Consider the following 24,222-nt stretch of genomic DNA (forward strand, 5'->3'; position numbering starts at 1 on the left):
GTATAATTTTTTAGAAGAAAGAGGTGATACTTTGAAAGAAAGATGGATGCTAAGACGTTCTAGTACTGACACAAAAAAACTTTCAAGTTGTACAGGTGTAAGTGAAATTATAGTTTCTATATTAGCTAATAGAGGAATTAATACAGAGGAAAAAATAAGAAGATTTATGAATCCTTCCATTGAATATATGTATAATCCTTTCTTGATGAAAGATATGGATATGGGTACTAACATTATTATAGATTCAATAAAACAAGGGAAAAAGATTGTAGTATACGGGGATTATGATGCAGATGGAATAATAAGTACATATATTCTGTATTCTGCGTTATTGAGATGTGGTGCAGCAGTAAAATATCATATACCTGATAGGATTACAGAAGGATATGGTATTAATAGTGATAGTGTAAAGGAACTTAAGGAAGATGGTTATGAGGTTATAATTACTTGTGATAACGGTATATCAGCAATAGAACAGATTAAGTTAGCAAAAGAACTTAATATGACTGTCATAGTTACAGACCACCATGATATACCTTTTATTGAGAGGGAAGATGGGGCAAGAGCATTTATAGTTCCAGAAGCAGATGCGGTAATAAATCCTAAGCAGCAAGATTGTCAGTATCCTTTTAAGCTGTTGTGTGGAGCAGGTGTGGCATTTAAATTTTCTCAAGTATTATATGAAAAGCTTGGTATAAGCAAAGAAGAGGCCTATAAGTTTTTAGAATTTGCAGCTATAGGTACTATATGTGATGTGGTGGACTTAATAGATGAAAATAGGATTATTGCTAAGAATGGTTTGAAGTTATTGAATTCCAGTGAGAATATTGGTATAAAATCCTTAATTAAACAGACTTCATTAGAAGGAAAAAAAATTAGTTCTTATCATATAGGTTTTGTAATTGGTCCCTGTATAAACGCCACAGGACGACTAGAAAGTGCAGTATTAGCCTTAAAACTTCTGTTATGCAAGGATGAAAAAGAAGGGGAAGCGCTTGGAAAAAAATTGCATAACCTTAATATTGAAAGACAAAATATGACCATGGATAGTGTAAACAAAATTATAGAAACAGTAGAAACCTCAAATCTGAAAAAAGATAAGGTTTTAGTTGTGTATAGACCAGAGGTACATGAAAGTATAGCTGGTATAGTAGCAGGAAGATTGAAAGAAAGGTATAATCTCCCTTGTATAGTACTCACCAAGGGCGAGAAGATGCCTAAGGGATCAGGAAGATCAATTGAAGAATACAACATGTTTGAGGAACTTGTCAAATGTAAATCACTTATTGAAAAGTTCGGTGGTCATCCTTTAGCTGCTGGGTTATCAATTATGGAAAAAAATATAGATGAACTTAGAAGAATGTTAAATAATAATTGCAGTTTGGAAGACTTTGACCTAGTTCCTAAAATAAGAATAGATAAACAGCTAGAATTAAAGTGGTTATCTTACAAATTAATTCAGGATATAGAACTACTTGAGCCCTTTGGTAAAGGAAACTCATCACCAATATTTGCAGAAAGAAATATTAATATATTTAAAGTATACTTTATTGGAAAAGAAAAAAATATACTAAAACTCTTCTGTAGATCGGTTGGTAGTCTAGGGAAAATAGATGCCATATGTTTTGATGGGGGAGAAAAGTTTAAAGAAATTGTATCACAGGCATATGGGGATGAAAAACTTAAAGAAATTTTAAATAGTAATACCGCAAATATGAATATGGATTTAGTATTTACTCCATCTATTAATGAATATAATGGAAATACTAGCATACAATTAATTGTTAAAGATTTTAGGTTATCATAGTAAATAATTATGGAAATATAAAATATAGAAGGAATTTTTTAGAATATATAGAATATATAGAATAAATAATATGGTATTTTATTTTTGGGGGAAGATTTCATGGAAAACTCTATAAACAGTATATTAGCAATAAATAATTTGTCAGAGACAATATTAGATGCTTTGCCTAATTTTATATATATAACTGATAAAAATGGAGATGTAGTTTATATCAATAAAGCAGGATTAGTGGAGTTATCTAAACTTAAACTTGAAAGCTTAAAAAATGCCTATGAGTTCTTTTATGAACGTGAGGTTTGTTCGGAAAATGGTCAACAACCTAACGTTAAGTATTATCCGTTAGATAAAACGTTAAATGATAAAGAGGAAATTACAAACTTAGTTTTAAAATTTCACATTGATAATGAAACACTGTATTTTTCAGTATCTAGTTTTCCGTTAATTAAGGATAACATCTCGGTGGGTGCAGTAATAACTTTGAGAGATATTACTAATGATTACTTACAAAGATTAAAAATTAAAAATGAAAGAGAAAAGTTTTTAGAACTTTCCACTGAATTAAAAACCAAGTGTGACATTATAGAGATATTAAGAAACCGAGAAAAGGAACACCTTATGCACTTAAAAGATGTTATAAACAATATTTCTGAGGGTATAATGGTGGTAGAAACCAATGAGAGAATAAGTTTATGCAATAAGGCTGTTTTTAATATTTTAGATTTAACTGCTATAGAACTTGTAAATCCTAAAAAATTTATAGATAAGTATGAAGTTACAATTATCGATCATGAAGAACAGAATTTAAAAAACATATACGTTTCGTACATAAAGGGTAAAAAACCTATCAATAATGCCGTAGTGAAACTAAAAGAGAAGAAAAGTTTGGAAATAAAGTATATAGAGGTAAATAGCGCTCCTATAATAAATAAGAATGATGAGCTAGTTTATACTATACTTACAATAAAAGATATAACAGAAACTAAGCTGCATCAGATTAATGCTGAAGAACAAGCTGATTTTGTGCGAGATGTGGTAAATACGGTAGATGTGCCTATTGCTGTAGTTGATTATCCAAGTATAAAGTACAGATTAGTTAACGCAAAATATGAAGAAATAATGGGTTATAATATTTACAAGAGTATTAATAGTGAAGGGTCACTTGATGATTCTTATAGGAAGGTCAGATATATTAACCATGATCTACATAAAATATTAGTTAATGTTGGGGAAAAATATAAGCCGTATACTATAAGTCCTTATAAGGTAAAAGACTATAAAGGAGATGACAGATTTTATAAGATAAAGTTTGTTCCTTGTAAAAATAAAGATAACAGTACAAGAATTCATATTCATGGGTCTGATGTAACAGAAGAAATAAATCATAATATTGAATTGGAAAAGATAACTCAATTAAAAGATGAATTTTTTACTATAATATCTCATGAATTAAGAACGCCCTTAACAATAATGTACTCTTCACTTCAACTTGCCTACGATGTGTATAATAAGGAAATAACGCCTAATATAGATAAGACTCTGGCGAGAATAAGTCAAAATTGTAGCAGATTGTTAAAGCTTATTAATAATGTACTAGATATATCAAAAGCAGAAGCTGGATTTCTTGCAACAAACAGTTCAGATTTTGATCTTATATATGTTAGTGAAACTATTGTAAATTTAGCGAACTCTTATGCAACTAGTAAGGGCATAGAATTAATATTTGATACTAATGAAGAGGAGTGTAATGTAAGATTAGATAAGGATAAATATGAAAAAATTCTACTTAATCTGTTATCAAATGCTGTAAAATTTACCCCGGAAGGACAGAAGGTCATAGTTTGTTTAAATATAGAGGAAGATTATTTTTATCTGTCTGTAAAAGATTTTGGAGTAGGCATACCAAAAGATAAAATAAACTCTATATTTGATAGATTTGCACAAATTAATAGCTCCTTATCTAGAAGAGCTGAAGGAACTGGAATTGGATTAGCTCTTGTTAAAAAATTCATAGAGCTGATGAACGGAGAAATTAAGGTAATAAGCGAAAATGGTAAAGGAACGGAATTTATTGTAAAGTTTAAAAAAGAAAATGTTGAAGTAAATCATATAAATAATTATGCTATATTAACAGAAAATATTGATGAAAGAATAAATACGGAGTTTTCAGATATAAACTAAAGAATAGTAACTAGTAACAAGTAACTAGTAACAAGTAGCTAGTAACTAGTAACAAGTAGCTAGTAACAAGTAGCTAGTAACAAGTAGCTAGTAACAAGTAGCTAGTAACAAGTAACTAGCAACTAGCAACTAGTAACTAGCAACTAGCAACTAGTAACTAGCAACTAGCAACTAGCAACTAGTAACTAGCAACTAGCAACTAGCAACTAGTAACTAGCAACTAGTAACAAGTAACTAGTAACTAGCAACTAGCAACTAGCAACTAGTAACTAGCAACTAGCAACTAGCAACTAGCAACTAGTTACTAGCTACCATTTTCCTATCAGGTTTCTCTCATACTCTTCTATCATTTCTATAATAGTCATACTACTATAATTACAAACTGAATTAAAGTTGTTTTTATTATTTATTCTTGATAAGTTTTCCATAGTAATTTCAATTTTTAGTTTATCTAAACCTTCTTTAGCTTTTGAGAATAGGATGTTTTTATACATCATCAATACCTCCTCAAAAAAATATAATATACTTAACGACATTAGCATATATATACATATATTATGTGCCAGGTGTATTTAATTTAAGTGAAGAAATATATTCCAGCTACGTGCTTCAAAGCCTAAGAAGCTCTAAAACTTGCTCAGGGTCAAATCAAACTCGCTACACTCAAACAATGATTTGCCCTATCTTCACTGCGTTAAGAGCTTCTAAGGCTTCCACGCAATGTAGCTTTCCATATTTTTCTTCACTTAAATTAAATGCACTCTTATGTCCCTTCATAATTGTTTGTAGTAAAAAAGTATAGTATTATATAAAGATGGGAGTATTATAGCGGGTAGTCATCGGATAAAGTGAAAACTAATAAGTGGGAATATATTTTACCAGTTTCTAAAGTTGGGAGGAAATATAGTTTGAAAAAAATAATTATGACTGGTGGAGGATCAGCAGGGCATGTTACGCCAAATCTTGCGCTTGTACCAAGACTAAAAGAGTTAGGATATGAGATAAAATATATAGGTACTAAAGATGGTATAGAAAGAAAAATAATAGAAGAAGCAAACTTAGAGTATCATAGTATATCAAGTGGAAAATTAAGAAGGTATTTTGATATAAAAAATTTCACGGACCCTTTTAATGTTATAAAGGGTATATTGCAGGCAATTATAATAATAAAGAAGGAAAAGCCTAACATTGTTTTTTCAAAAGGTGGATTTGTATCAGTTCCAGTAGTTATAGCCGCTCACTTAAGTAGAATACCCGTTATAGCACATGAATCTGATATAACACCAGGGCTTGCAAATAAGTTATGTATTCCATATTGTACAAAAGTCTGTGTAACATTTCCTGAATCTATCAATCATATAAGTAAAAATAAAGCAGTACTCACAGGTACACCTATAAGAAAAGCGTTATTAGAAGGAAGTAAAAGCCTAGGGAGAAAATTGTGTAATTTTCAAGATAACAAACCAGTACTTCTCATAATTGGTGGAAGCTTAGGATCTAAATTTATAAATGATATTATAAGAAAAAAATTAGATCAACTACTTTATAAATATAATATTATACACATTTGTGGTAAGGATAACGTTGATAAAAGGCTTGAAGGGAAAAAAGGTTACAGACAGTTTCAATACATAAGTGATGAAATGCCACACATAATGAATGCAGCTGATATAGTTGTTTCTAGAGCTGGCGCAAATGTTATTTTTGAACTTTTAGCCTTAAAGAAACCTAATCTGTTAATTCCTCTTTCAAAAAAATCTAGCAGAGGAGACCAGATTTTAAATGCGGCTTCTTTTGAAAAAAGCGGTTATAGCATAGTAATTCAAGAGGATAGTTTAGATGAGAATAAGCTAATTGATAAATTAGACGAATTATATGTAAATAGAAGCAAATATATAAACAATATGAATTCTAGTCCTACAAAAAATGGAGTAGAAGCAATAATTCAATTAATACAGAAATATGCTTTATGTAATAAATAATTCAAAAATAAACAACTTGAAATATAAGAAAATTTATTATAATCTAAAAATAGGAGTTTATTCAGAAAAAATAACTAATAACGATTAAACAACTATAAGTATAAAACAGAAGTAAATTATTAAGTATTACAGATAAAAACTGTGCCACATTTTAAATTATGGGCAAAAAATATGAAAAATTAATTTTACATATAGTAAATTTTATTGTATATTAGAAGTATGGTAGTTTTAAGCGTTATTTATATTAAATTTTCAATTATATGGTTATAAAATTAAAGTATTATTAATGCAGTGGTATGACCAAAAAAACATATCTGTATTATAATTAATATAGGTTCTGTATCATAAAATTAATATATAAATTATGAAGTTGATTGTTTTTGTTTTATCAAAGTTTATTAATGAAATATGTAGTTTTATGTAAAGCTGCATAATCTCATAATATATAAATTCAATTATATAAAATACATCAAATATATAAAATACATTAAAGAAAGAGGGAATTTTTTATGAGAAAAATGAAGACTATGGATGGAAACACTGCTGCAGCTCATATATCTTATGCATTTACTGATGTAGCAGCTATCTACCCTATAACTCCATCTTCACCAATGGCAGAGCACGTTGATGAATGGGTTGCTCAAGGAAGAAAAAATATTTTTGGACAAACTGTCAAAGTAATGGAAATGCAATCAGAAGCCGGTGCTGCTGGTGCTGTTCATGGTTCATTACAAGCTGGTGCATTGACTACTACATATACTGCATCACAAGGTCTTTTACTTATGATTCCTAATATGTACAAGATCTCTGGTGAACTTTTACCAGGTGTTTTACATGTATCAGCAAGAGCTCTTGCTACAAACTCATTAAACATCTTTGGTGATCACCAAGACGTTATGGCTTGTAGACAAACTGGTTTTGCAATGCTTGCAGAAAGTTCAGTTCAACAAGTTATGGATCTTTCAGCAGTTGCTCACTTAGCAGCAATAAAAGGAAGAGTTCCATTTGTAAACTTCTTTGATGGATTCAGAACTTCACATGAAATTCAAAAAATAGAATTATTAGAATATGATGAATTAGCAAAATTAGTTGATATGGATGAAGTAAAGGCATTCAGAAGAAGAGCTTTAAATCCAGATCATCCAGTAACAAGAGGAACAGCTCAAAACCCAGATATATACTTCCAAGAAAGAGAAGTTGTTAACAAATACTATGATGCACTTCCAGAAATAGTTGAAGGCTACATGGCTGAAATCACTAAGTTAACAGGAAGAGAGTATCACTTATTTAATTATTATGGAGCACCAGATGCTGAAACAATGATAATAGCTATGGGTTCTATATGTGATGCTATAGAAGAAACAATAGACTATTTAGTAGCTAAAGGAGAAAAAGTAGGTTTATTAAATGTTCATTTATATAGACCATTCTCATTAGAACACTTCTTTAAATATATACCAAAGACAGTTAAGAAAATTGCAGTTCTTGATAGAACTAAAGAACCAGGATCAGCTGGAGAACCTTTATACTTAGACGTTAAGAATGCATTCTACGGAAAAGAATGGCAACCAGTAATAGTTGGAGGAAGATACGGATTAGGATCAAAAGATACTGTTCCAGCTCATATCCTTCCAGTGTTTGAAAACTTAAAAGCAGATAAGCCTAAAGATGGATTCACAATTGCTATTGTTGATGATGTAACTAACACTTCATTACCAGTAGGAGAAGATATAGATACAACACCAGCTGGAACTTCAGCTTGTAAGTTCTGGGGTCTTGGATCAGATGGTACTGTTGGAGCAAACAAGAGTGCTATAAAGATCATAGGAGACAAAACAGACATGTATGCACAAGGTTACTTTGCATATGACTCAAAGAAATCTGGTGGTATAACAGTTTCACACTTAAGATTTGGTAAGACTCCAATTAAGTCACCATACTTAATAAACAAAGCTGATTTCGTAGCTTGTCATAACCAATCTTACGTTTATAAGTATAACGTATTAGAAGGATTAAAGAAGGGTGGTAAATTCTTACTTAACTCTATCTGGACTCCAGAAGAAGTTGAAACACACTTACCAGCATCTATGAAGAAATTCATAGCTGAAAATGATATAGAATTCTTTACATTAAATGCTGTTAAGATAGCTCAAGAAATAGGTCTTGGCGGAAGAATCAACATGATAATGCAATCTGCATTCTTTAAGATTGCTAATGTTATTCCAGTTGAAGATGCTATAAAATACCTAAAAGATGCAGTTGTAACTTCTTATGGTAAGAAGGGACAAAAAGTTGTTGATATGAACAACGCTGCTATTGATAAAGGTGTTGAATCAATAGTTAAGATAGATGTTCCAGCATCATGGAAAGACGCTGCAGATAAAGATGAAGCAGCTGCTACAGTTGAAGTTCCAGAGTTCATAAAGAATATAGTAAATCCAATGAACAGACAAGATGGAGACAAACTTCCTGTAAGTGCATTCATAGGAATGGAAGATGGTACATTCCCTCAAGGAACTGCTGCATATGAAAAGAGAGGAATAGCTATAAATGTTCCAGAATGGCAAATGGATAAGTGTATACAATGTAACCAATGTTCATATGTATGTCCACATGCTGCAATAAGACCAATTCTTGTAAATGAAGAAGAATTAGCTAAAGCACCAGCTACATTTGAAGCTAAAGATGCTACAGGAGCTAAAGGACTTAAGTTCAATATGGCTATATCACCACTTGATTGTTCAGGTTGTGGAAACTGTGCTGACATATGTCCAGCTAAAGAAAAGGCTCTTGTTATGAAGCCTCTTGATACACAATTAGAAAAGACTGCTGCATGGGATTATGCTATGACAGTATCACATAAAGAAAACCCAATGAATAAATTCTCTGTAAAGGGAAGCCAATTTGAACAACCATTACTTGAATTCTCAGGCGCATGTGCTGGTTGTATGGAAACTTCATACGCTAAACTTGTTACTCAATTATTTGGTGACAGAATGATGATAGCTAATGCTACTGGATGTTCATCAATTTGGGGAGCATCAGCACCAGCAACTCCATACACTGTTAACCACAGAGGACATGGACCAGCTTGGGCTAACTCATTATTTGAAGATAATGCTGAGTTCGGTATGGGAATGTTCCTTGGAGTTCAACAAGTAAGAGACAGATTAGCTATTAAAGCAGAAGAAGCTATAAACAGCGGCGTAAGTGCAGAATTAAAAGCAGCTCTTGAAGACTGGAAAGTTAACATGAATGTTGGAGAAGGTTCAAGAGAAAGAGCTGATAAAGTAATAGCTTTACTTGAAGCTGAAAAAGGAAACAATGCGTTACTAAATGAAATATATGAAGATAAAGATTTCTTAGTTAAGAGATCACAATGGATATTCGGTGGAGACGGTTGGTCATATGATATAGGATACGGTGGAGTGGACCACGTTCTTGCATCAGGAGAAGACGTAAATATATTTGTATTTGATACAGAAGTTTACTCAAATACTGGTGGACAATCTTCAAAAGCAACTCCAGCTGCTGCTATAGCTAAATTTGCAGCTAGTGGTAAACATACTAAGAAAAAAGATCTTGGTATGATGGCTATGAGCTATGGTTATGTTTATGTAGCACAAATTTCTATGGGAGCTGATAAGAACCAAACATTAAAGGCTATCCAAGAAGCTGAAGCATATCCAGGACCATCATTAATAATAGGTTATTCTCCATGTATCAACCACGGATTAAGAGTTGGTATGGGTAAGAGCCAATTAGAAGGTAAGAAAGCTGTTGAATGCGGATACTGGGCTATGTACAGATTCAATCCTGCACTTAAAGAACAAGGAAAGAATCCATTTACATTAGATTCAAAAGAGCCAACAGGAGACTTCAGAGAATTCTTAATGGGCGAAGTAAGATACGCTTCACTTGCTAAACAATTCCCAGAAGCAGCAGAAGCATTATTCGAAAAGACTCAAAGAGATGCTATGGAAAGACTTGAAGGATACAAGAAGCTTGCTGCTAATCAATAGTTTATAATAAAAAAGATGAGGTGTTTCACCTCATCTTTTTTATTGTAGGTGCCCAATCCCAGAACTTGACACATACCCGGGAATATAATAACAATTCTTCGATACCATAAATACTTTTTTTATAGTCTAAAGCTTGTGTTTAAAAAGTAGTTAAGACCTTTGATAAACTCGCGACCCTCAAACATATCTAAAGGTCTAAACTCCTTTTCAAACACTTCGCTAAGACTATAAAGAAAAGTATTTAAATGATCTTCAGAATTGTTATTATATTCCCTAGTATAAGTTAAATTTTCACAAGTGGGCCCAATAAGTTAATTAATAACAAAAATTTAAATATAAATTAAAAAAAACCCTTTTAATATTATAAGATTAAGGGTAAAATTAGAACATAACACTAAAAGGAGGTGAAAAATCCTGAGTTTAACTGGGAGAGAGAAAAGCTCAATCCTATTTTAGTGAGTATATGAATTACTTATATACTAAATGCTAGGTTAATTCAGGAATATGTTATGGATAAAGAAAATTTAAATGAATGCGGCTGCGGTTGCGGAGAAGGAAATAATAACTCTTGCGGATGTGGAGAACACGAGCATGGTCATGATCACGAATGTGAATGTGGCTGCGAAGAACATGAAAATCTAATAGTAGATTTAGAAGATGAAAATGGAAATATAGTTCCTTGTGAAGTTATAGATGGATTTGAATACAAAGACAATGAATATGCTATAGTACAACATCCAGATAACGGATCAGTTTTCCTATTCAAAGTTGTAGGAGAAGGTGAAGAAGGAGAACTTGTAATTCCAGATGATGCAGAATTTGAAGAGGTATCATCTTACTATGAACAACTAATGTCAGAAGAAAAATAAAATGAAATTATTAGAAAAGTCGATGCTAAATATTAGCAGCGACTTTCTTTATAAAATGACTTTAAAGAGAGGTACTTATTTTGGAAAGATTAGCTATATTCGATGTGGATTATACCTTGACTAAAAGGGAAACCTTAATGGAATTTTATATGTTTATGATGAAGAAAAATCCTAGTCTTATAATTCATGCACCTAGAGGGATAGTATCAACTATACTATATCTTCTAAAAATATATGACTCTAAGAAAGCTAAGGAAAATTTCATCGCTTTTATAGATGGAATAGAAGAAGAGAGCATGAAGCAATTAGTGGAAGAATTCTATGAACAAAGACTAAGTAAAATACTCTATAATGACGCTATAGATACTATGAAAAAACTTAAAGCTGAAGGATGTAAAATATATCTTATTTCTGCATCTGCTGAATTTTACTTAAATGAATTATATAAAATAAAAGAAGTTGATAAAGTAATAGGTACAAGGTTTACCTGTAAAGATGGAAAATATAATAGAATAATATCTGGAGAAAACTGTAAGGGTGAAGAAAAGGTAAGAAGATTAATGGAAGTATTAAAAGAAGAAAAAATTGAAGTGGATTATGAAAATTCATACATGTTTTCTGATTCTTTAGCAGATTTGCCTTTGTTTAATCTAGTGGGTAATCCATATTTAATTAATTATAAAAAAGCACATGATAAAATAAAAATCTTAAAATGGAAATAACTAATGAGCACTATAAATGAAGTTAATTTGCTAGTCGAAAGTTGGAAGTGCTTTATGATATAATTATTTTAAAGCTTTCTTTGCTTAATTGTGCAATAAAGATAACCTTTGTTGTAACTAATATGTAACCGAAAGAGAGGCTATAAGTATGAGCGAATGCTTTAGTAAATATTTTTTATATAATGATAACATTGAACAATGTAACAAGTTTGATGAAAACTTATTAGTTACGGGAAAATCTTTATATGAAGTTATAAGAATAATTAATGGTAAGCCTTTATTTTTGGAAAGGCATCTTAATAGGTTAACTAATTCGGAAAAAATTACAAACCTAAGGTTATGGCTTGGAGAGAATGAACTAAAAGAAAGAATAAGGAGTTTAATTAAAGCAAATAATTTTACTGAAGGAAACATAAAGCTTATATTTAATTTTAATACTGACAATGTTTTCTTAGCTTATTTTGTTAAACATCACTATCCAGAGAAAGAAAAATATGAAAAAGGTGTGCCAACAATACTTTATCATGGTGAAAGAAATAATCCTAATGCAAAAGTTATAAATAGTAATTTTAGAGTTGCTGTAGATAAAGAAATAAAAGATAAAGGAGCTTTTGAAGCTATATTAGTTGATAGAAACGGTTATATTACAGAAGGCAGTAAATCTAATATTTTTATGATAAAAGATGAAAAGGTTATTACTGCACCTATAGAGGGAGTACTTCCAGGTGTAACAAGAGAGGTTATAATTGAAGTTTGCAAAAATATGGGCATAAAAGTACAGGAAGAGAAGGTGCACTACAACGATTTAAAAGATTTAGATGCTCTATTTATTTCTGGAACTTCACCTAAAGTATTGCCTATAAGTTGTGTTAATGATATAGAATTTAATTCTGCTAAGAATGAAACTGTAATTAAAATTATGAATGCATATAATGAAGCTGTAAAAAACAACATAGAGTAAAGCTTACATTAAATAAATAAATTTTAAGTATTAGGCAGGAAAGTTGATGTTTTATGCCAAAACTTTCAGCTAGATATTTTCAATTTAAAAGTCGTTTGGAGTTGAAGTAGATGGAAGTTTATAATATAAAAAAAGTTCTTAATAACAACGTAGTTATAGCAGAAAAAGAAAAGGAAGAACTAATACTCATAGGTAAGGGAATTGGCTTTGATTTTAGTAAAAGTAAAGAGATCCCAGAAGAAAGAGTTGAAAATGTTTTTGTAAAACAGACTGCAGCTATAGGAGAAAATTATCAAAAAGTATTAGAAAAAATAGATAGTTCTATAATTGGAATTTCAGAAGAAATTATACACTTAGCAGAGAAAAAACTTAATTTAAAGCTAAATAAAGCTATACATGTATCATTACCAGATCATATAAGTTTTGCGCTTAAGAGATTAGAAAAGGGATTAACCATAAAAAACCCTTTTCTAAGAGAACTGAATATACTTTATCCAACAGAATATAATTTAGCATTACATGCTTTAGAGATAATAAATTCTAGATTTCATAGTAGTCTTCCAGAAGATGAGGCTGGCTTTATATGCTTGCATATAAAAGCTGCAATTACACAAAAAGACGTAGCTCAATCTTTAGATTATACTAAAAAAATAGGACAGATAGTTAATGTAATTGAGAAGTTACTAGGTAAAAAACTAGAGAAGAACTCATTAGTTTATATAAGAACAATAACACACATAAATTTTATGATAGAGAGAATTGAAGAGGATAAAACCATAAAAAATCATTTACTTGATACCATAAAAAAAGAATTTTATTATGAATACAACTTAGCAGTTAAGGTTGCTATGAAAATAGAGGATTTATTCGACTTAAAGGTGCCAGAAGATGAAATAGCGTATATAGCCCTTCATTTAAAAAGGTTATCGGAATAATTATAATAATTAGGAGTTAGTAATTATGAAAAAGATTTTTGTGGTATTGCAAAAAATAGGTAGAGCATTAATGCTGCCTGTATCAGCATTACCAGCCGCAGGATTATTATATAGATTTGGACAACCAGATTTATTAAACATGCCCTACGTAGCAAAAGCGGGAGATGTTATATTTGGAAATCTTCCTATGATTTTTGCAGTAGGTGTTGCAATAGGATTTTCAAATGGAGAAGCCGTAGCGGCATTAGCCGCAGTTATGGGGGAGCTTATTCTAGAAGGAATTATGAAGCTGGCTACTGATAACGTTGTTAGTGAAACAGCACTAAAATTAGCTTCTGCACAGAATATGAAAATAGAAGCATTTATGAACACATCAGCCTATACGGAAATAGTAAAAAATACTACTATTGATATGGGTGTATTTGGTGGAATTGTGATAGGTATTATGTCTGCGGTACTATATAAAAAATTCTATAATATAAAATTGCCACAGGTTTTAGGCTTTTTTGGAGGAAAGAGGTTTATACCTATAATAACATCATTAGCAGCACTGTTATTTGCAGTTATAGGAGTTGCAGTGTGGATTAATGTACAAGATGACATCAACGTATTTGCTGCCTGGGTATCTACTTCAAATTTTGGACCGGCTTTTTATGCTGCTGGAAAAAGGTTGTTAATTCCACTTGGACTACATCACATGTACTATCCGGCATTCCTATATCAAATTGGCTCCTATACTGCTTATGACGGTATAACTTACTTTGGAGACTTTCCTAGATATTTTCATGGAGATCCTGAAGCAGGCATTTTCATGGCATCAGAATATCCGGTATTAATGTTTGGACTTCCAGGAGCAGCTCTAGCTATAATTGCTGCAGCTAAGCCTGAGAATAGAAAAAAAGTTTTAGGTATAATGGTTTCCGCAGCTTTTGTATCATTTTTAACGGGAATAACGGAACCCATAGAATTTTCTTTTATATTTGTAGCACCAATACTTTTTATTTTTCATTTATTAGCTTCTTTTACAGCTGGAATTATTACATCTATGTTGCACATAAGATTAGGGTATACTTTCTCTGCATCTTTTGTTGACTATGTTATTGGATACAAATTTGCAGAAAACCCATTGCTGATTTGGCCTGTGGGAATAGTATATTTTCTATTATATTTTGTAGTGTTTTACAGTTTTATAAAAGCTTTAAATATTGCTACACCGGGTAGAGAGGAGAAAGCTGATTCATTTGTTTCAATAACAAATGAATCAGGATTAAAAAGAGCAATGACTATTTTAACTGCTGTTGGAGGTAAGGATAACGTAGAAGATTTAGATGCATGTATAACAAGACTTAGGATAACGCTAAAAGATTTAAAAGCTGTAGATACTTCTATGTTAAAGGAGACAGGTGCAGCAGGTATATTACAGATAGAAAACAGTGTACAAATAATATATGGAACAGAGGCAGAGAAGATTAAGGATGAAGTTAAAGCTGCTATGAATACTAAATATATTTCCAATGACTTAGAGGATAAAATAGATTTAAAAACAAGTAAAAAAGTAAGTGTAGAATTGACTAGTCCAATAAAAGGAGAAATAATAAAGTTGGAAGATACACCAGATCAGGTGTTTGCAGAAAAAATTCTAGGAGATGGGTTTGCTGTTAACCCACAAGATAATAAGGTTTATGCACCGGTAGATGGAGTAATAGAATTGTTATTTCCAACTAAACATGCAATTGCTTTGAAAACTGACCACGGAATAGAGATACTTATTCATGTGGGAATAGAAACAGTTAGATTAAATGGGGATGGATTCACAGCACATGTAAAGCAGGGCCATAAGGTGAATAAGGGTGATTTACTAATATCTTTTGATGAAGAGATATTGCGAAAGAAAGCTAAAAGTATTATTTCACCTATAGTAGTAACTAATATGAATTTAGTATCAGATATAGCTGTTAAGTTTGGTAAAAAAGATTGTAAGGATGTTGTTGCAATAATTAACATAAAATGATACAAGTACTAAAATTTATGAATATATATTCTTATAAACTAAATGTATAAATTGAAATTGAACTTACATATGCTTAGAAAATGAGCCTTCAATTATTAAATGAAAGGCTTTTTTCTAAGCATATAGTTTTTGTATACTTATAGATACCCACAACTTAAATTTAACTTATACGTAGGGGTATATTACCAATGTTGAAGTCACATTTAAATATTTTTTATTAGTCTTAGTGAAAATTTGATAAAAAATCTTAGAACTTTAGATATGTTTGAGCATGGCGAGTTTATCAAAGTTCTTAGATTTTTCTCAAATTTGAACTTTAGACTAATTAAAAATATTTAACATGACGAAACATGGTAATATATCCGGTCGTGTAAGTTAAATTTCGGGCATGCTTATTTATATAAGATAACCAATCCATAATCATGAAACAAAATACAGAATTTAATTAAAATAAAAATTTAAGTGATAATTATGATTACTATTCAATAAGTGTTTAATTATACGATAAATAGATGGTATAATATAAGAATATGATTTAATTAATTAAAGTATGTAGAAAATACTTGTAAACTGTTACAAGTGTTAAAATTTTATAGGTATATGAATTCAGTGTTTATCTATTTGAATTTAGGTTCACTTTATATTTAGGGGTGATTATAATGAAAAAAATTTATAGTGAGTCCTCATTAGAGAAATGTTTGAAAAAGGCAAGTGGAGAGTTTAATATATTGCCTAAGGACTTAGAGTATAAGGTATTAGAAGAAAAGAAGTCCTTATTTAGAAAAAAGGTAACCATAGAAGTAGAAATTACTGACGATGATACTACAAAACAAACAGTAAATAACATATCAAATAGTAATCAAGGAACTATTAAAGTTGAAGATGGGAAGATATCCATAAAAAATCCCGAAAAAGGTGATGAACCTGCATCTATAGTAGTAGGAACTAACATAAAAGTCATGATTGATGGTAAAGAAGTAACAGGAAAAAAACAAGTTTTGGAAGAAAATATTATAGAAGTATATTTCCATGAAGAGGCACCATCAAGAGAAATGAAGTTGTCTATATCTAAAGATCAAATGGAAGCTTATGTAGAAATAGTATATAAAGCTAAAAGCATTTATAAATTAAAGGATAAAGAAGAAAGCAACAGTGTAGTTTTAGAACCGGAAATAGTATCTAAGATTGAACCTCCTAAGTATAATATTGAAGAAATTAAACGAGAGTTAACCAACAATAATATAGTTTATGGTATAATAGAAGAAAATTTCAAAAAATGTGTAGAAAATAGTAGTGAAAAAATTTTAATAGCCAAAGGGAAGCCTGTAGTAAATGGAGAAGATGACACTATAGAAATAAAGTTTAAAACCGATGATGAGTTAAGTAAATTAATTGAAGATAGCGTGGGGAACATAGATTTTAAAAGTATAGGATCCATAGAACCTATACACAAAGGAGAAACAATTGCTATAAGGCACATTGGAACTGATGGACAAGATGGGTGCGATATTACAGGTAAGGCAAAAAAGCATAAACTAGGTAAGAGATTGAAGTTAAAGATTGGAGAAGGCTGTACTATACATAACGAAAATATTATTTTAGCTTCAATAGATGGAAAACCTTGTGTAAAAAGTAATACATTTTATGTGTATCAAATACATGAAGTAAGAAGTGATGTTGACATAAAAACTGGTAATATAAAATTTATAGGAGATATAATAGTGCATGGAAGTATTAGAGAAGGCATGGAGATAGAATGCGGCAACTTCCTTACTGTAGAAAAAGATGTAGAAAGAGCCAACATTAAGGCTAAAGGAGATATAAATGTAAAAGGTAATGTTATTGCTGCTAGTATATGTGGCGGTGGTGAAGATGTAGAAAAGCTAAAGTTTCTTGATAACCTAAAAGATTTAAAACAAATGCTGATTAATCTAGAAGAAACTGTATCAGAAATACAAAAGTTCAATTTGCTTGGACAAGACAAAAAAGATGGGGAAATAATAAAAGTTTTAATAGAGAATAAGTTTAAGATGCTTCCAAAGTTATGTTTGAATATTCTTGATGATTTAAGTATTCAAAATAATAACTTTAGTGAAGAGAACTTGTTATTACTTATAAAGTCAAAGCTTCTAGGTATATCACCTATAAGCATAAAGCATTATTCGGAGTTAGACTTAATAATAGAAGCTGTAACTGAAAAGATATCAGTGTTAGAAACCACTCTTTCGCTGCCTGTAAATGTAAAATTAGAATATTGTCAGGATTCAAGTATACAAAGTTCTGGGAATATAATAATTAAAGGTAGAGGTGAATATATTTCTAAAATTATTGCTAATGGAAGTATAAAATTCACGGAAAAAAACAGTGTAGCAAGAGGTGGAATCTTAAAAGCTAAAGATGAGATAAGGTGTAGTGTTGTAGGAAGCACTGCTGGAGTAGCAACAAAGCTTCAGGTGGAAAAACATGGGCATATATGGGTTGATACTGCTTATGCTAATACTGTATTCATAATTGGTGCAAGGGAAGTAATATTAGAATCTCCAAGTAAAGATATACATGCTTATATAAATGATGAAGATGACATAGTTATAGATAAATTTTCAATATAATGAAGTTAGATTTAATACCTATTCTAAGTTTTTCAAATTAAACAATAAGGAGGAATTATAATGGATAACAATGAGGCTAAGGTATTGATATTTAATATAAATGGTGAACATTATGCAACAGATATTATGGAAGTAGAAAGAATATTGGGCTATGAAGAATCAACTAAGCTTCCGGATTCACCAGCTTTTGTAGAAGGGGTTATTAATTACGAAGGAAGTATACTTCCAGTAATATCCTTAACAAAAAGATTTAATTTAATTGGAAATGAAAAAAGAAACGATGCTAAAATTATAGTAGCTAAACAAGATGTAAATAAAATAGGTATTATTGTAGATGTAGTTTCAGAGGTTAAAGATATAAGTGTTAAAAATATAGAAGAAGCACCAGATATTGTTTCTGGTATTTCTAAGAGATACATAAAAGGATTAATTAAAATAGATGGAAAAATAATAATATTTTTAAATCTTAGTTCAATCCTTACTGAGGAAGAAAAAAGGCTTATATAATATAATTGAAAGGTGCATGTTTATGGAGATAAAGGAAATAAAAGTTGGAATTGCAGATATGAATACCGCTTCTTCTCCTGACAAAATTATAACTGTAGGACTGGGTTCATGTATTGGTATAGCTATATATGATAAAACAAAATTTTTAGGTGGACTTGCTCATATAATGCTGCCAGATAGCACTCAGTTTAACAATGTGAATAATCCATTAAAATTTGCGGACTTAGCAATTCCATTGCTTATTGAAAAAATTGAGAAAATAGGTGGTAATAGAAGAACCTTGAAAGCTAAAATAGCTGGTGGAGCATCTATGTTTAACTTTTCAGATAAAAGTATGGTGATGGATATAGGGAATAGGAATAGTATAGCTGTAAAAAATGAATTAAAGAAGTATTCTATACCTATTATTGCAGAGGATGTTGGAGGAAATAATGGTAGAACAATGATTTTTGATACCTCAGATGGTATTGTACTAATTAAAACTGTGGGCATAGGAATCAAAGAGTTATAAATTAAAATTTAATGGAGTGATATTATATTGGAAATAATAAAGATTTTAGTAGTAGATGATTCTGCATTAATGAGAAAAATTATTTCAGATATGATAAATGAAGAATCAGATATGGAAGTTATAAATACGGCAAAAAATGGAGAAGATTTAATAGCTAAGTTATCAAAAGCATTGCCAGATATTATAACATTAGATGTAGAAATGCCTAAAATGGATGGGATATCAGCATTGAGAGAGTTGAAAAAGTTAAATATTAATGTTCCTGTAATAGTTTTAAGTAGTTTTTCACAAAAAGGACCAGAACTCACAATGGAATGTCTTGCAGCTGGAGCTTTTGATTTTTTACCAAAGCCATCTGGAGCTATATCTCTGGATATAAATAAAGTAAAAAAGGAATTGACCCAAAAAATAAGAATGGCCCATGAAAAGGACCCCACTCACATTAAGAGACAAGGAAAATCTTTAAGCAGCGAATATAAAAAACTTAAAAACAGAAGCAACAGCATAACCACAGGTAAAGTTGAAGCTGTAGTTATTGGCGCTTCTACTGGAGGACCAAAAGCCTTGTATACTGTGGTAACTGCTTTGCCAGAGAAACTTGGAGTTCCTGTATTTATTGTTCAACATATGCCAGTAGGTTTCACAAAGGCTTTCGCTGAAAGACTTAATTCAAATAGTAAAATTAAGGTTGTAGAAGCTGCTGATGGAATAGCTGTGGAGAAAGATACTGTGTATATAGCACCAGGGGGATTTCATATGGAAGTTCACTCAGATATGAAAATACACTTAAATATGGAACCCACTATGTGGGGAGTGCGACCAGCTGTTGATAAATTATTTATATCAGCTTCAAAGGTATATAAATCTAAAATAGTAAGTATAGTGCTTACAGGTATGGGGAAAGATGGTTCACAGGGGACAGTAGAAATTAAGAAAAATGGTGGGACAACCATATCAGAACACAAGTCTACTTGCACCATATATGGTATGCCAAAAGCAGCATATGAAACAGGCATGGTAGATATAGTAATGCCAATTGATGATATAGCCAACGAGATAATAAGGATTGTGTCTGGTAATAGGGGGTAAATTTAATGGATATGGCTTATTTTGAGCAATGGGTTTTAAAGGAGTTTAATATAAATCTTTCTGCTTATAAATCAAATCAGCTTCACAGAAGAATAAACAGTTTAATGTCAAGAGTAGGTGCCAACAGCATAGAAGAGTATATTTCTCTGCTAAAAAAAGATGCAGTCCAAAGACAGAAATTTTTAGACTTTATAACAATAAATGTTTCTGAATTCTTTAGAAATCCTGAAATTTTTCAAGATCTTAAAGATAAATTAAAAAATGACTTATTAAAAAACAATACTTCCCTTAAAATATGGAGTGCTGCATGTTCTATAGGTGCTGAGCCGTATTCTCTAGCTATGTATTTAGACGAACTTTCACCTTCAGGAAGACATAAAATAATTGCCACAGATATAGATAGCACTATTTTGGAAAAAGCTAAAAATGGCGAATACAATGCTTCTGAAATTAAAAATGTTAAGAAAGAATATATAAGTAAATACTTTACGGAAAAAGACGATAAGTATATTATTAATACTAAGATTAAAAACATGGTTACTTTTAAAAAACATGATCTAATACTTGAAAGTTATGATAGAGATTTTGATCTAATTGTATGCAGAAATGTAGTAATATACTTTAATCAAGATATTAAGGATCAAATATATAAAAAATTTAGTCAATCATTAAAAAAGGGTGGACTACTATTTGTAGGGGCTACCGAAAGTATTTATAATTATAAAGATTATGGTTTTGAGAAGGCTTCCACATTTATATATAGGAAGCTATAAGGAGGTAGTATTATTATGGATACATCACAGTATATGTCCATGTTTTTAGAAGAATCAATGGATAACCTGCAAACGCTAAACGACTCTTTGCTTCAGTTGGAACAAGAACCCAATGATATAGATAAATTAAACGAAATTTTTAGAGTAGCTCATACTATTAAAGGTATGGCAGCTACTATGGGATTTAATACAATGGCTGAACTAACTCACAAAATGGAAGATGTGCTTTCAGAGTTTAGAGATGGACAACTTAAAGTTACACAAAAGGTTGTTACAGTTTTGTTTAAATGTCTAGATACTCTTGAACAAATGGTGAATAATATATCCGATGGAGTGGAAGAAGAGACTTCTATTGGAGAAATAATTAGAGAATTGGAATCTATTACGGAAAGTAAAGAAGAGGTCATTGTATTAGAAGAGAGTAGTATCACTAAAGAAGAGGAAGAAAATCAAGGAATAGAACTTAATGAGTATGATATTAATATAGTCAAACAAGCAGAAGAAAGAGGATATCATTCTTATGAAATAAAGTTACAGTTAAGTGAGAATACATTATTAAAGTCTGCTAGGGCTTTCTTAATATTTAAAAATCTAGAAGAGTCTGGAGAAATAATAAAATCTATACCTAATTCAGAAGATATAGAAAATGAAAATTTTGATTTTGAAATTGATTTAATATATTTATCTACAAAAGAAAAAAATGAAGTTTACGATACTTTAATAAATATATCTGAAGTAGATAAAGTTTTAATCAATAAGGTAGATGTAAAAGCTGAAAAGGTTAAAAAAATAATAGAAGAGCAGATTAAAGTGGAAGAAATAAAAGCTAAGGTTGAAAAAAAAGCAAAAGCTGTAGTTGATGAGAAGCCTGCTATTACTAATGCTGTTAATAAAGCTGGTAATTCTAAGACAACTCAAAAGGAAGCTCATAAAAAAGCTCATCAATCTGTAAGAGTTGATTTAGATAGACTTGACAAGTTTATGAATATGGTATCAGAGCTTGTTATTCATAGAACTAGATTAGAGCAGATAAGCAGCTGTCATAGATTAAATGATTTAAATGAAACCTTAGAACAAGTAGCTAGAACTACTTCAGATCTTCAAGATTTAGTTATGAAGATTAGAATGCTTCCTTTAGATAGTGTATTTAACAGATTCCCAAGAATGATAAGAGATTTATCTGTAGAGCTTGGTAAAGAAATGGAACTTATTATTCAAGGAGCAGATACAGAATTAGATAGGACTGTAATAGATGAAATAGGAGAGCCTCTTATTCACTTAATAAGAAATGCAGCAGACCACGGTATAGAATCTAAGGAACAAAGAATGAACAGTGGTAAAGATGCAGTGGGTAGAATAAGGTTAGTAGCTTACCAAGAGGGAACTAAAGCTATAATAAAGGTTGAAGATGATGGAGCAGGTATAGCTGTTGAAAAAGTAAAGGCAAAAGCAGAAAAACTTGGTATAATAACTGAAGGAATGTCTGATAATGACATTAGAAACTTAATATTTATGCAGGGCTTTAGTACAAATGAGCAGGTTACAGATATTTCTGGAAGAGGCGTTGGGATGGATGTTGTTAAAACAAAGATTTCAGCTCTTGGAGGAACTGTAGATGTTATTAGTGAAATGGGTAAAGGTTCTTCATTTATAATAAGATTACCTTTAACATTACAAATAATACAAGCATTATTGATAAAAGTAGGTCAAGAAACTATGGCTATATCTTTAGGTTATATTGATAGAGTAATAGATTATAGTGATGATTTAGTAAAAGTGACTAATAATAGAGAGGTAATTATTTACAATGGAAATGTAATTCCTCTTATAAGATTGAATAAAAGATTAGGACTCCAAAAGCCTGATAATGTAAAAAATTACATAGTAATAGTTAAAGTAGGAGAAAAGACTGTAGGGCTTATGGTAGATGGACTATTTGGACAAAAGGAAATTGTTATAAAGCCTCTTGGAAAAACACTTCAAGGGTTAAAAGAATATATAGGAGCAACAATACTTGGAGATGGACTTGTAACATTAATACTAGATGTTGCAGCCTTAATATAGGGGGGGTAAAAAAGTATATGAGTTATCAAGACCTTACTCCTATACAACTTGATGCATTAAGAGAGGTAGGAAATATAGGTACTGGAAATGCAGCTACTGCCCTATCTCAGCTTATAAATAAAAAAGTAGATATGACAGTTCCAGCAATAAATATAGTACCTTTTGATGATATATTTTCTACTATAGGTGGAGAAGAAATTGTTGTTGGAGTCATAGTAAGAGTTCTTGGGGATACCCCAGGAAACATATTATTTGTATTTGAAAAAGATACTGCTCTGCAATTAGTAGAAACATTAACTGGACAAAAAGAAGAGTATCTAAGCGAAATGGGTAATTCTGTAGTATGTGAAATCGGAAATATTATTTCCAGTTCATATATGAATGCTATAGCAAAGTTTACAGGGTTATCTATAATGCCCTCAGTTCCAGCAGTAACTTATGATATGTTAGGAGCTATTCTTTCTACAACCTTTATAGAGTCAGGACAATTTGATGATTATGTACTTGACATAGAGACAGTATTTTTACAAAATAATTCAAAAATAAGTGGGCACTTTTATTATGTACCAATGCCTGGCTCGCTTGAAAAGATTTTAAGTACACTAGGAGTTTAGTAAAACACAAAGTAGTAAATAAATTTGGAGGGAATAAAATGGCAAAAATATTAATCGTTGATGACGCTGCTTTTATGAGAATGATGATAAAGGACATATTAGAGAAAAATGGATTTGAAGTAATTGGAGAAGCAAATAATGGGTTGAAAGCGGTAGAGCTTTATAAAAAAGAAAAACCAGATGTAGTTACTATGGACATAACTATGCCAGATATGGATGGAATAGAAGCTGTTAAGGCTATTAAATCATTTGATCCAACTGCAAAAATAATTATGTGTTCAGCAATGGGTCAGCAGACTATGGTTATGGATGCAATAAAAGCTGGAGCAAGGGACTTTATTGTAAAACCATTCCAACCTGATAGAGTTTTAGAAGCAATTAAAAAAGTTATAGGATAAAGATTAAATTTTAAGTAAATTCAGGTGGAATACATAGGGGGCAGACTTGAAGCTTAACTTATACTCCGGAATATGTTGACGAACTTCAGCACTTTAAAAACTTTTAATCAGTCTAAAGTTCGTGTTTAAGAAAATCTAAGAACCTTATATAAACTCGCTACGCTCAAACA

At 30.8% G+C, this 24,222-nt stretch carries 18 protein-coding genes; 17 read left to right on the top strand and 1 reads right to left on the bottom strand.

What is annotated here, in order from left to right; translation table 11 throughout:
- Positions 1–31 precede the first annotated feature (31 nt).
- Both recJ and HGI79_RS15040 read left to right on the top strand, forming a co-directional pair.
- Positions 32–1,807 carry a single-stranded-DNA-specific exonuclease RecJ gene (gene recJ / locus HGI79_RS15035; RefSeq protein WP_185651518.1) on the top strand — a complete coding sequence of 592 codons (1,776 nt, stop codon included), beginning with the start codon at positions 32–34 and terminating at the stop codon, positions 1,805–1,807.
- Between the two features lie 99 nt (positions 1,808–1,906).
- Positions 1,907–3,985, top strand: coding sequence for an ATP-binding protein (locus HGI79_RS15040; RefSeq protein WP_185651519.1), 2,079 nt, complete (start codon positions 1,907–1,909; stop codon positions 3,983–3,985).
- A 308-nt stretch (positions 3,986–4,293) separates the two neighbouring features.
- On the opposite strand, the gene HGI79_RS15045 is transcribed toward HGI79_RS15040, so the two are convergent.
- Positions 4,294–4,479, bottom strand: coding sequence for a hypothetical protein (locus HGI79_RS15045; RefSeq protein WP_185651520.1), 186 nt, complete (start codon positions 4,477–4,479; stop codon positions 4,294–4,296).
- A 414-nt stretch (positions 4,480–4,893) separates the two neighbouring features.
- Between HGI79_RS15045 and HGI79_RS15050 the strand changes: the two genes are divergently transcribed.
- The 15 genes from HGI79_RS15050 (at position 4,894) to HGI79_RS15120 (ending at position 24,052) form a co-directional block, all read left to right on the top strand.
- Positions 4,894–5,967 carry an undecaprenyldiphospho-muramoylpentapeptide beta-N-acetylglucosaminyltransferase gene (locus HGI79_RS15050; protein ID WP_278046719.1) on the top strand — a complete coding sequence of 358 codons (1,074 nt, stop codon included), beginning with the start codon at positions 4,894–4,896 and terminating at the stop codon, positions 5,965–5,967.
- 509 nt (positions 5,968–6,476) lie between these two features.
- Entirely contained in the window at positions 6,477–9,989 is a 3,513-nt protein-coding gene (gene nifJ, locus HGI79_RS15055; protein ID WP_185651521.1) for a pyruvate:ferredoxin (flavodoxin) oxidoreductase, read from the top strand.
- A 509-nt stretch (positions 9,990–10,498) separates the two neighbouring features.
- The gene (locus HGI79_RS15060; RefSeq protein ID WP_185651522.1) at positions 10,499–10,858 is read left to right on the top strand and encodes a DUF1292 domain-containing protein; all 360 of its coding nucleotides are present in this window, start codon (positions 10,499–10,501) and stop codon (positions 10,856–10,858) included.
- Positions 10,859–10,938: 80 nt separating this feature from the next.
- Positions 10,939–11,580, top strand: coding sequence for an HAD-IB family hydrolase (locus HGI79_RS15065; protein ID WP_185651523.1), 642 nt, complete (start codon positions 10,939–10,941; stop codon positions 11,578–11,580).
- Positions 11,581–11,728: 148 nt separating this feature from the next.
- Positions 11,729–12,541, top strand: a complete 813-nt coding sequence (locus HGI79_RS15070) for an aminotransferase class IV (RefSeq protein ID WP_185651524.1) — start codon at positions 11,729–11,731, stop codon at positions 12,539–12,541.
- A gap of 110 nt (positions 12,542–12,651) precedes the next feature.
- Positions 12,652–13,476 carry a PRD domain-containing protein gene (locus HGI79_RS15075; RefSeq protein ID WP_185651525.1) on the top strand — a complete coding sequence of 275 codons (825 nt, stop codon included), beginning with the start codon at positions 12,652–12,654 and terminating at the stop codon, positions 13,474–13,476.
- Between the two features lie 25 nt (positions 13,477–13,501).
- On the top strand, positions 13,502–15,487 hold the full coding sequence (locus HGI79_RS15080; protein WP_185651526.1) for a glucose PTS transporter subunit IIA: 1,986 nt from the start codon (positions 13,502–13,504) through the stop codon (positions 15,485–15,487).
- 659 nt (positions 15,488–16,146) lie between these two features.
- Positions 16,147–18,096 (top strand): DUF342 domain-containing protein, encoded by a 1,950-nt coding sequence (locus HGI79_RS15085; protein ID WP_185651527.1) that lies wholly within the window; start codon positions 16,147–16,149, stop codon positions 18,094–18,096.
- Positions 18,097–18,156: 60 nt separating this feature from the next.
- Positions 18,157–18,603: a chemotaxis protein CheW gene (locus HGI79_RS15090; protein WP_185651528.1), complete on the top strand. Its 447-nt coding sequence runs from the start codon at positions 18,157–18,159 to the stop codon at positions 18,601–18,603.
- A 22-nt stretch (positions 18,604–18,625) separates the two neighbouring features.
- Positions 18,626–19,114: a chemotaxis protein CheD gene (locus tag HGI79_RS15095; RefSeq protein ID WP_185651529.1), complete on the top strand. Its 489-nt coding sequence runs from the start codon at positions 18,626–18,628 to the stop codon at positions 19,112–19,114.
- A gap of 69 nt (positions 19,115–19,183) precedes the next feature.
- Complete coding sequence (locus HGI79_RS15100) at positions 19,184–20,203, top strand: chemotaxis response regulator protein-glutamate methylesterase (protein ID WP_395939551.1); 1,020 nt, start codon at positions 19,184–19,186, stop codon at positions 20,201–20,203.
- Between the two features lie 5 nt (positions 20,204–20,208).
- Positions 20,209–20,976, top strand: coding sequence for a protein-glutamate O-methyltransferase CheR (locus tag HGI79_RS15105; protein WP_185651531.1), 768 nt, complete (start codon positions 20,209–20,211; stop codon positions 20,974–20,976).
- Positions 20,977–20,991: 15 nt separating this feature from the next.
- Positions 20,992–23,040: a chemotaxis protein CheA gene (locus HGI79_RS15110; protein WP_185651532.1), complete on the top strand. Its 2,049-nt coding sequence runs from the start codon at positions 20,992–20,994 to the stop codon at positions 23,038–23,040.
- A 17-nt stretch (positions 23,041–23,057) separates the two neighbouring features.
- Complete coding sequence (locus HGI79_RS15115; RefSeq protein ID WP_185651533.1) at positions 23,058–23,654, top strand: chemotaxis protein CheC; 597 nt, start codon at positions 23,058–23,060, stop codon at positions 23,652–23,654.
- A gap of 38 nt (positions 23,655–23,692) precedes the next feature.
- Positions 23,693–24,052, top strand: a complete 360-nt coding sequence (locus HGI79_RS15120) for a response regulator (RefSeq protein WP_185651534.1) — start codon at positions 23,693–23,695, stop codon at positions 24,050–24,052.
- Positions 24,053–24,222: the final 170 nt, after the last annotated feature.

This window comes from Clostridium sp. DJ247 (genome assembly GCF_014231265.1).

Bases quoted from the DNA above. Each gene is read 5' to 3' on its own strand.
- HGI79_RS15040 (WP_185651519.1), top strand. From the start codon at position 1,907: ATGGAAAACTCTATAAACAGTATATTAGCAATAAATAATTTGTCAGAG.
- HGI79_RS15045 (WP_185651520.1), bottom strand. From the start codon at position 4,479: ATGTATAAAAACATCCTATTCTCAAAAGCTAAAGAAGGTTTAGATAAA.
- nifJ (WP_185651521.1), top strand. From the start codon at position 6,477: ATGAGAAAAATGAAGACTATGGATGGAAACACTGCTGCAGCTCATATA.
- HGI79_RS15060 (WP_185651522.1), top strand. From the start codon at position 10,499: ATGGATAAAGAAAATTTAAATGAATGCGGCTGCGGTTGCGGAGAAGGA.
- HGI79_RS15070 (WP_185651524.1), top strand. From the start codon at position 11,729: ATGAGCGAATGCTTTAGTAAATATTTTTTATATAATGATAACATTGAA.
- HGI79_RS15075 (WP_185651525.1), top strand. From the start codon at position 12,652: ATGGAAGTTTATAATATAAAAAAAGTTCTTAATAACAACGTAGTTATA.
- HGI79_RS15080 (WP_185651526.1), top strand. From the start codon at position 13,502: ATGAAAAAGATTTTTGTGGTATTGCAAAAAATAGGTAGAGCATTAATG.
- HGI79_RS15085 (WP_185651527.1), top strand. From the start codon at position 16,147: ATGAAAAAAATTTATAGTGAGTCCTCATTAGAGAAATGTTTGAAAAAG.
- HGI79_RS15090 (WP_185651528.1), top strand. From the start codon at position 18,157: ATGGATAACAATGAGGCTAAGGTATTGATATTTAATATAAATGGTGAA.
- HGI79_RS15095 (WP_185651529.1), top strand. From the start codon at position 18,626: ATGGAGATAAAGGAAATAAAAGTTGGAATTGCAGATATGAATACCGCT.
- HGI79_RS15100 (WP_395939551.1), top strand. From the start codon at position 19,184: ATGAGAAAAATTATTTCAGATATGATAAATGAAGAATCAGATATGGAA.
- HGI79_RS15105 (WP_185651531.1), top strand. From the start codon at position 20,209: ATGGATATGGCTTATTTTGAGCAATGGGTTTTAAAGGAGTTTAATATA.
- HGI79_RS15110 (WP_185651532.1), top strand. From the start codon at position 20,992: ATGGATACATCACAGTATATGTCCATGTTTTTAGAAGAATCAATGGAT.
- HGI79_RS15115 (WP_185651533.1), top strand. From the start codon at position 23,058: ATGAGTTATCAAGACCTTACTCCTATACAACTTGATGCATTAAGAGAG.
- HGI79_RS15120 (WP_185651534.1), top strand. From the start codon at position 23,693: ATGGCAAAAATATTAATCGTTGATGACGCTGCTTTTATGAGAATGATG.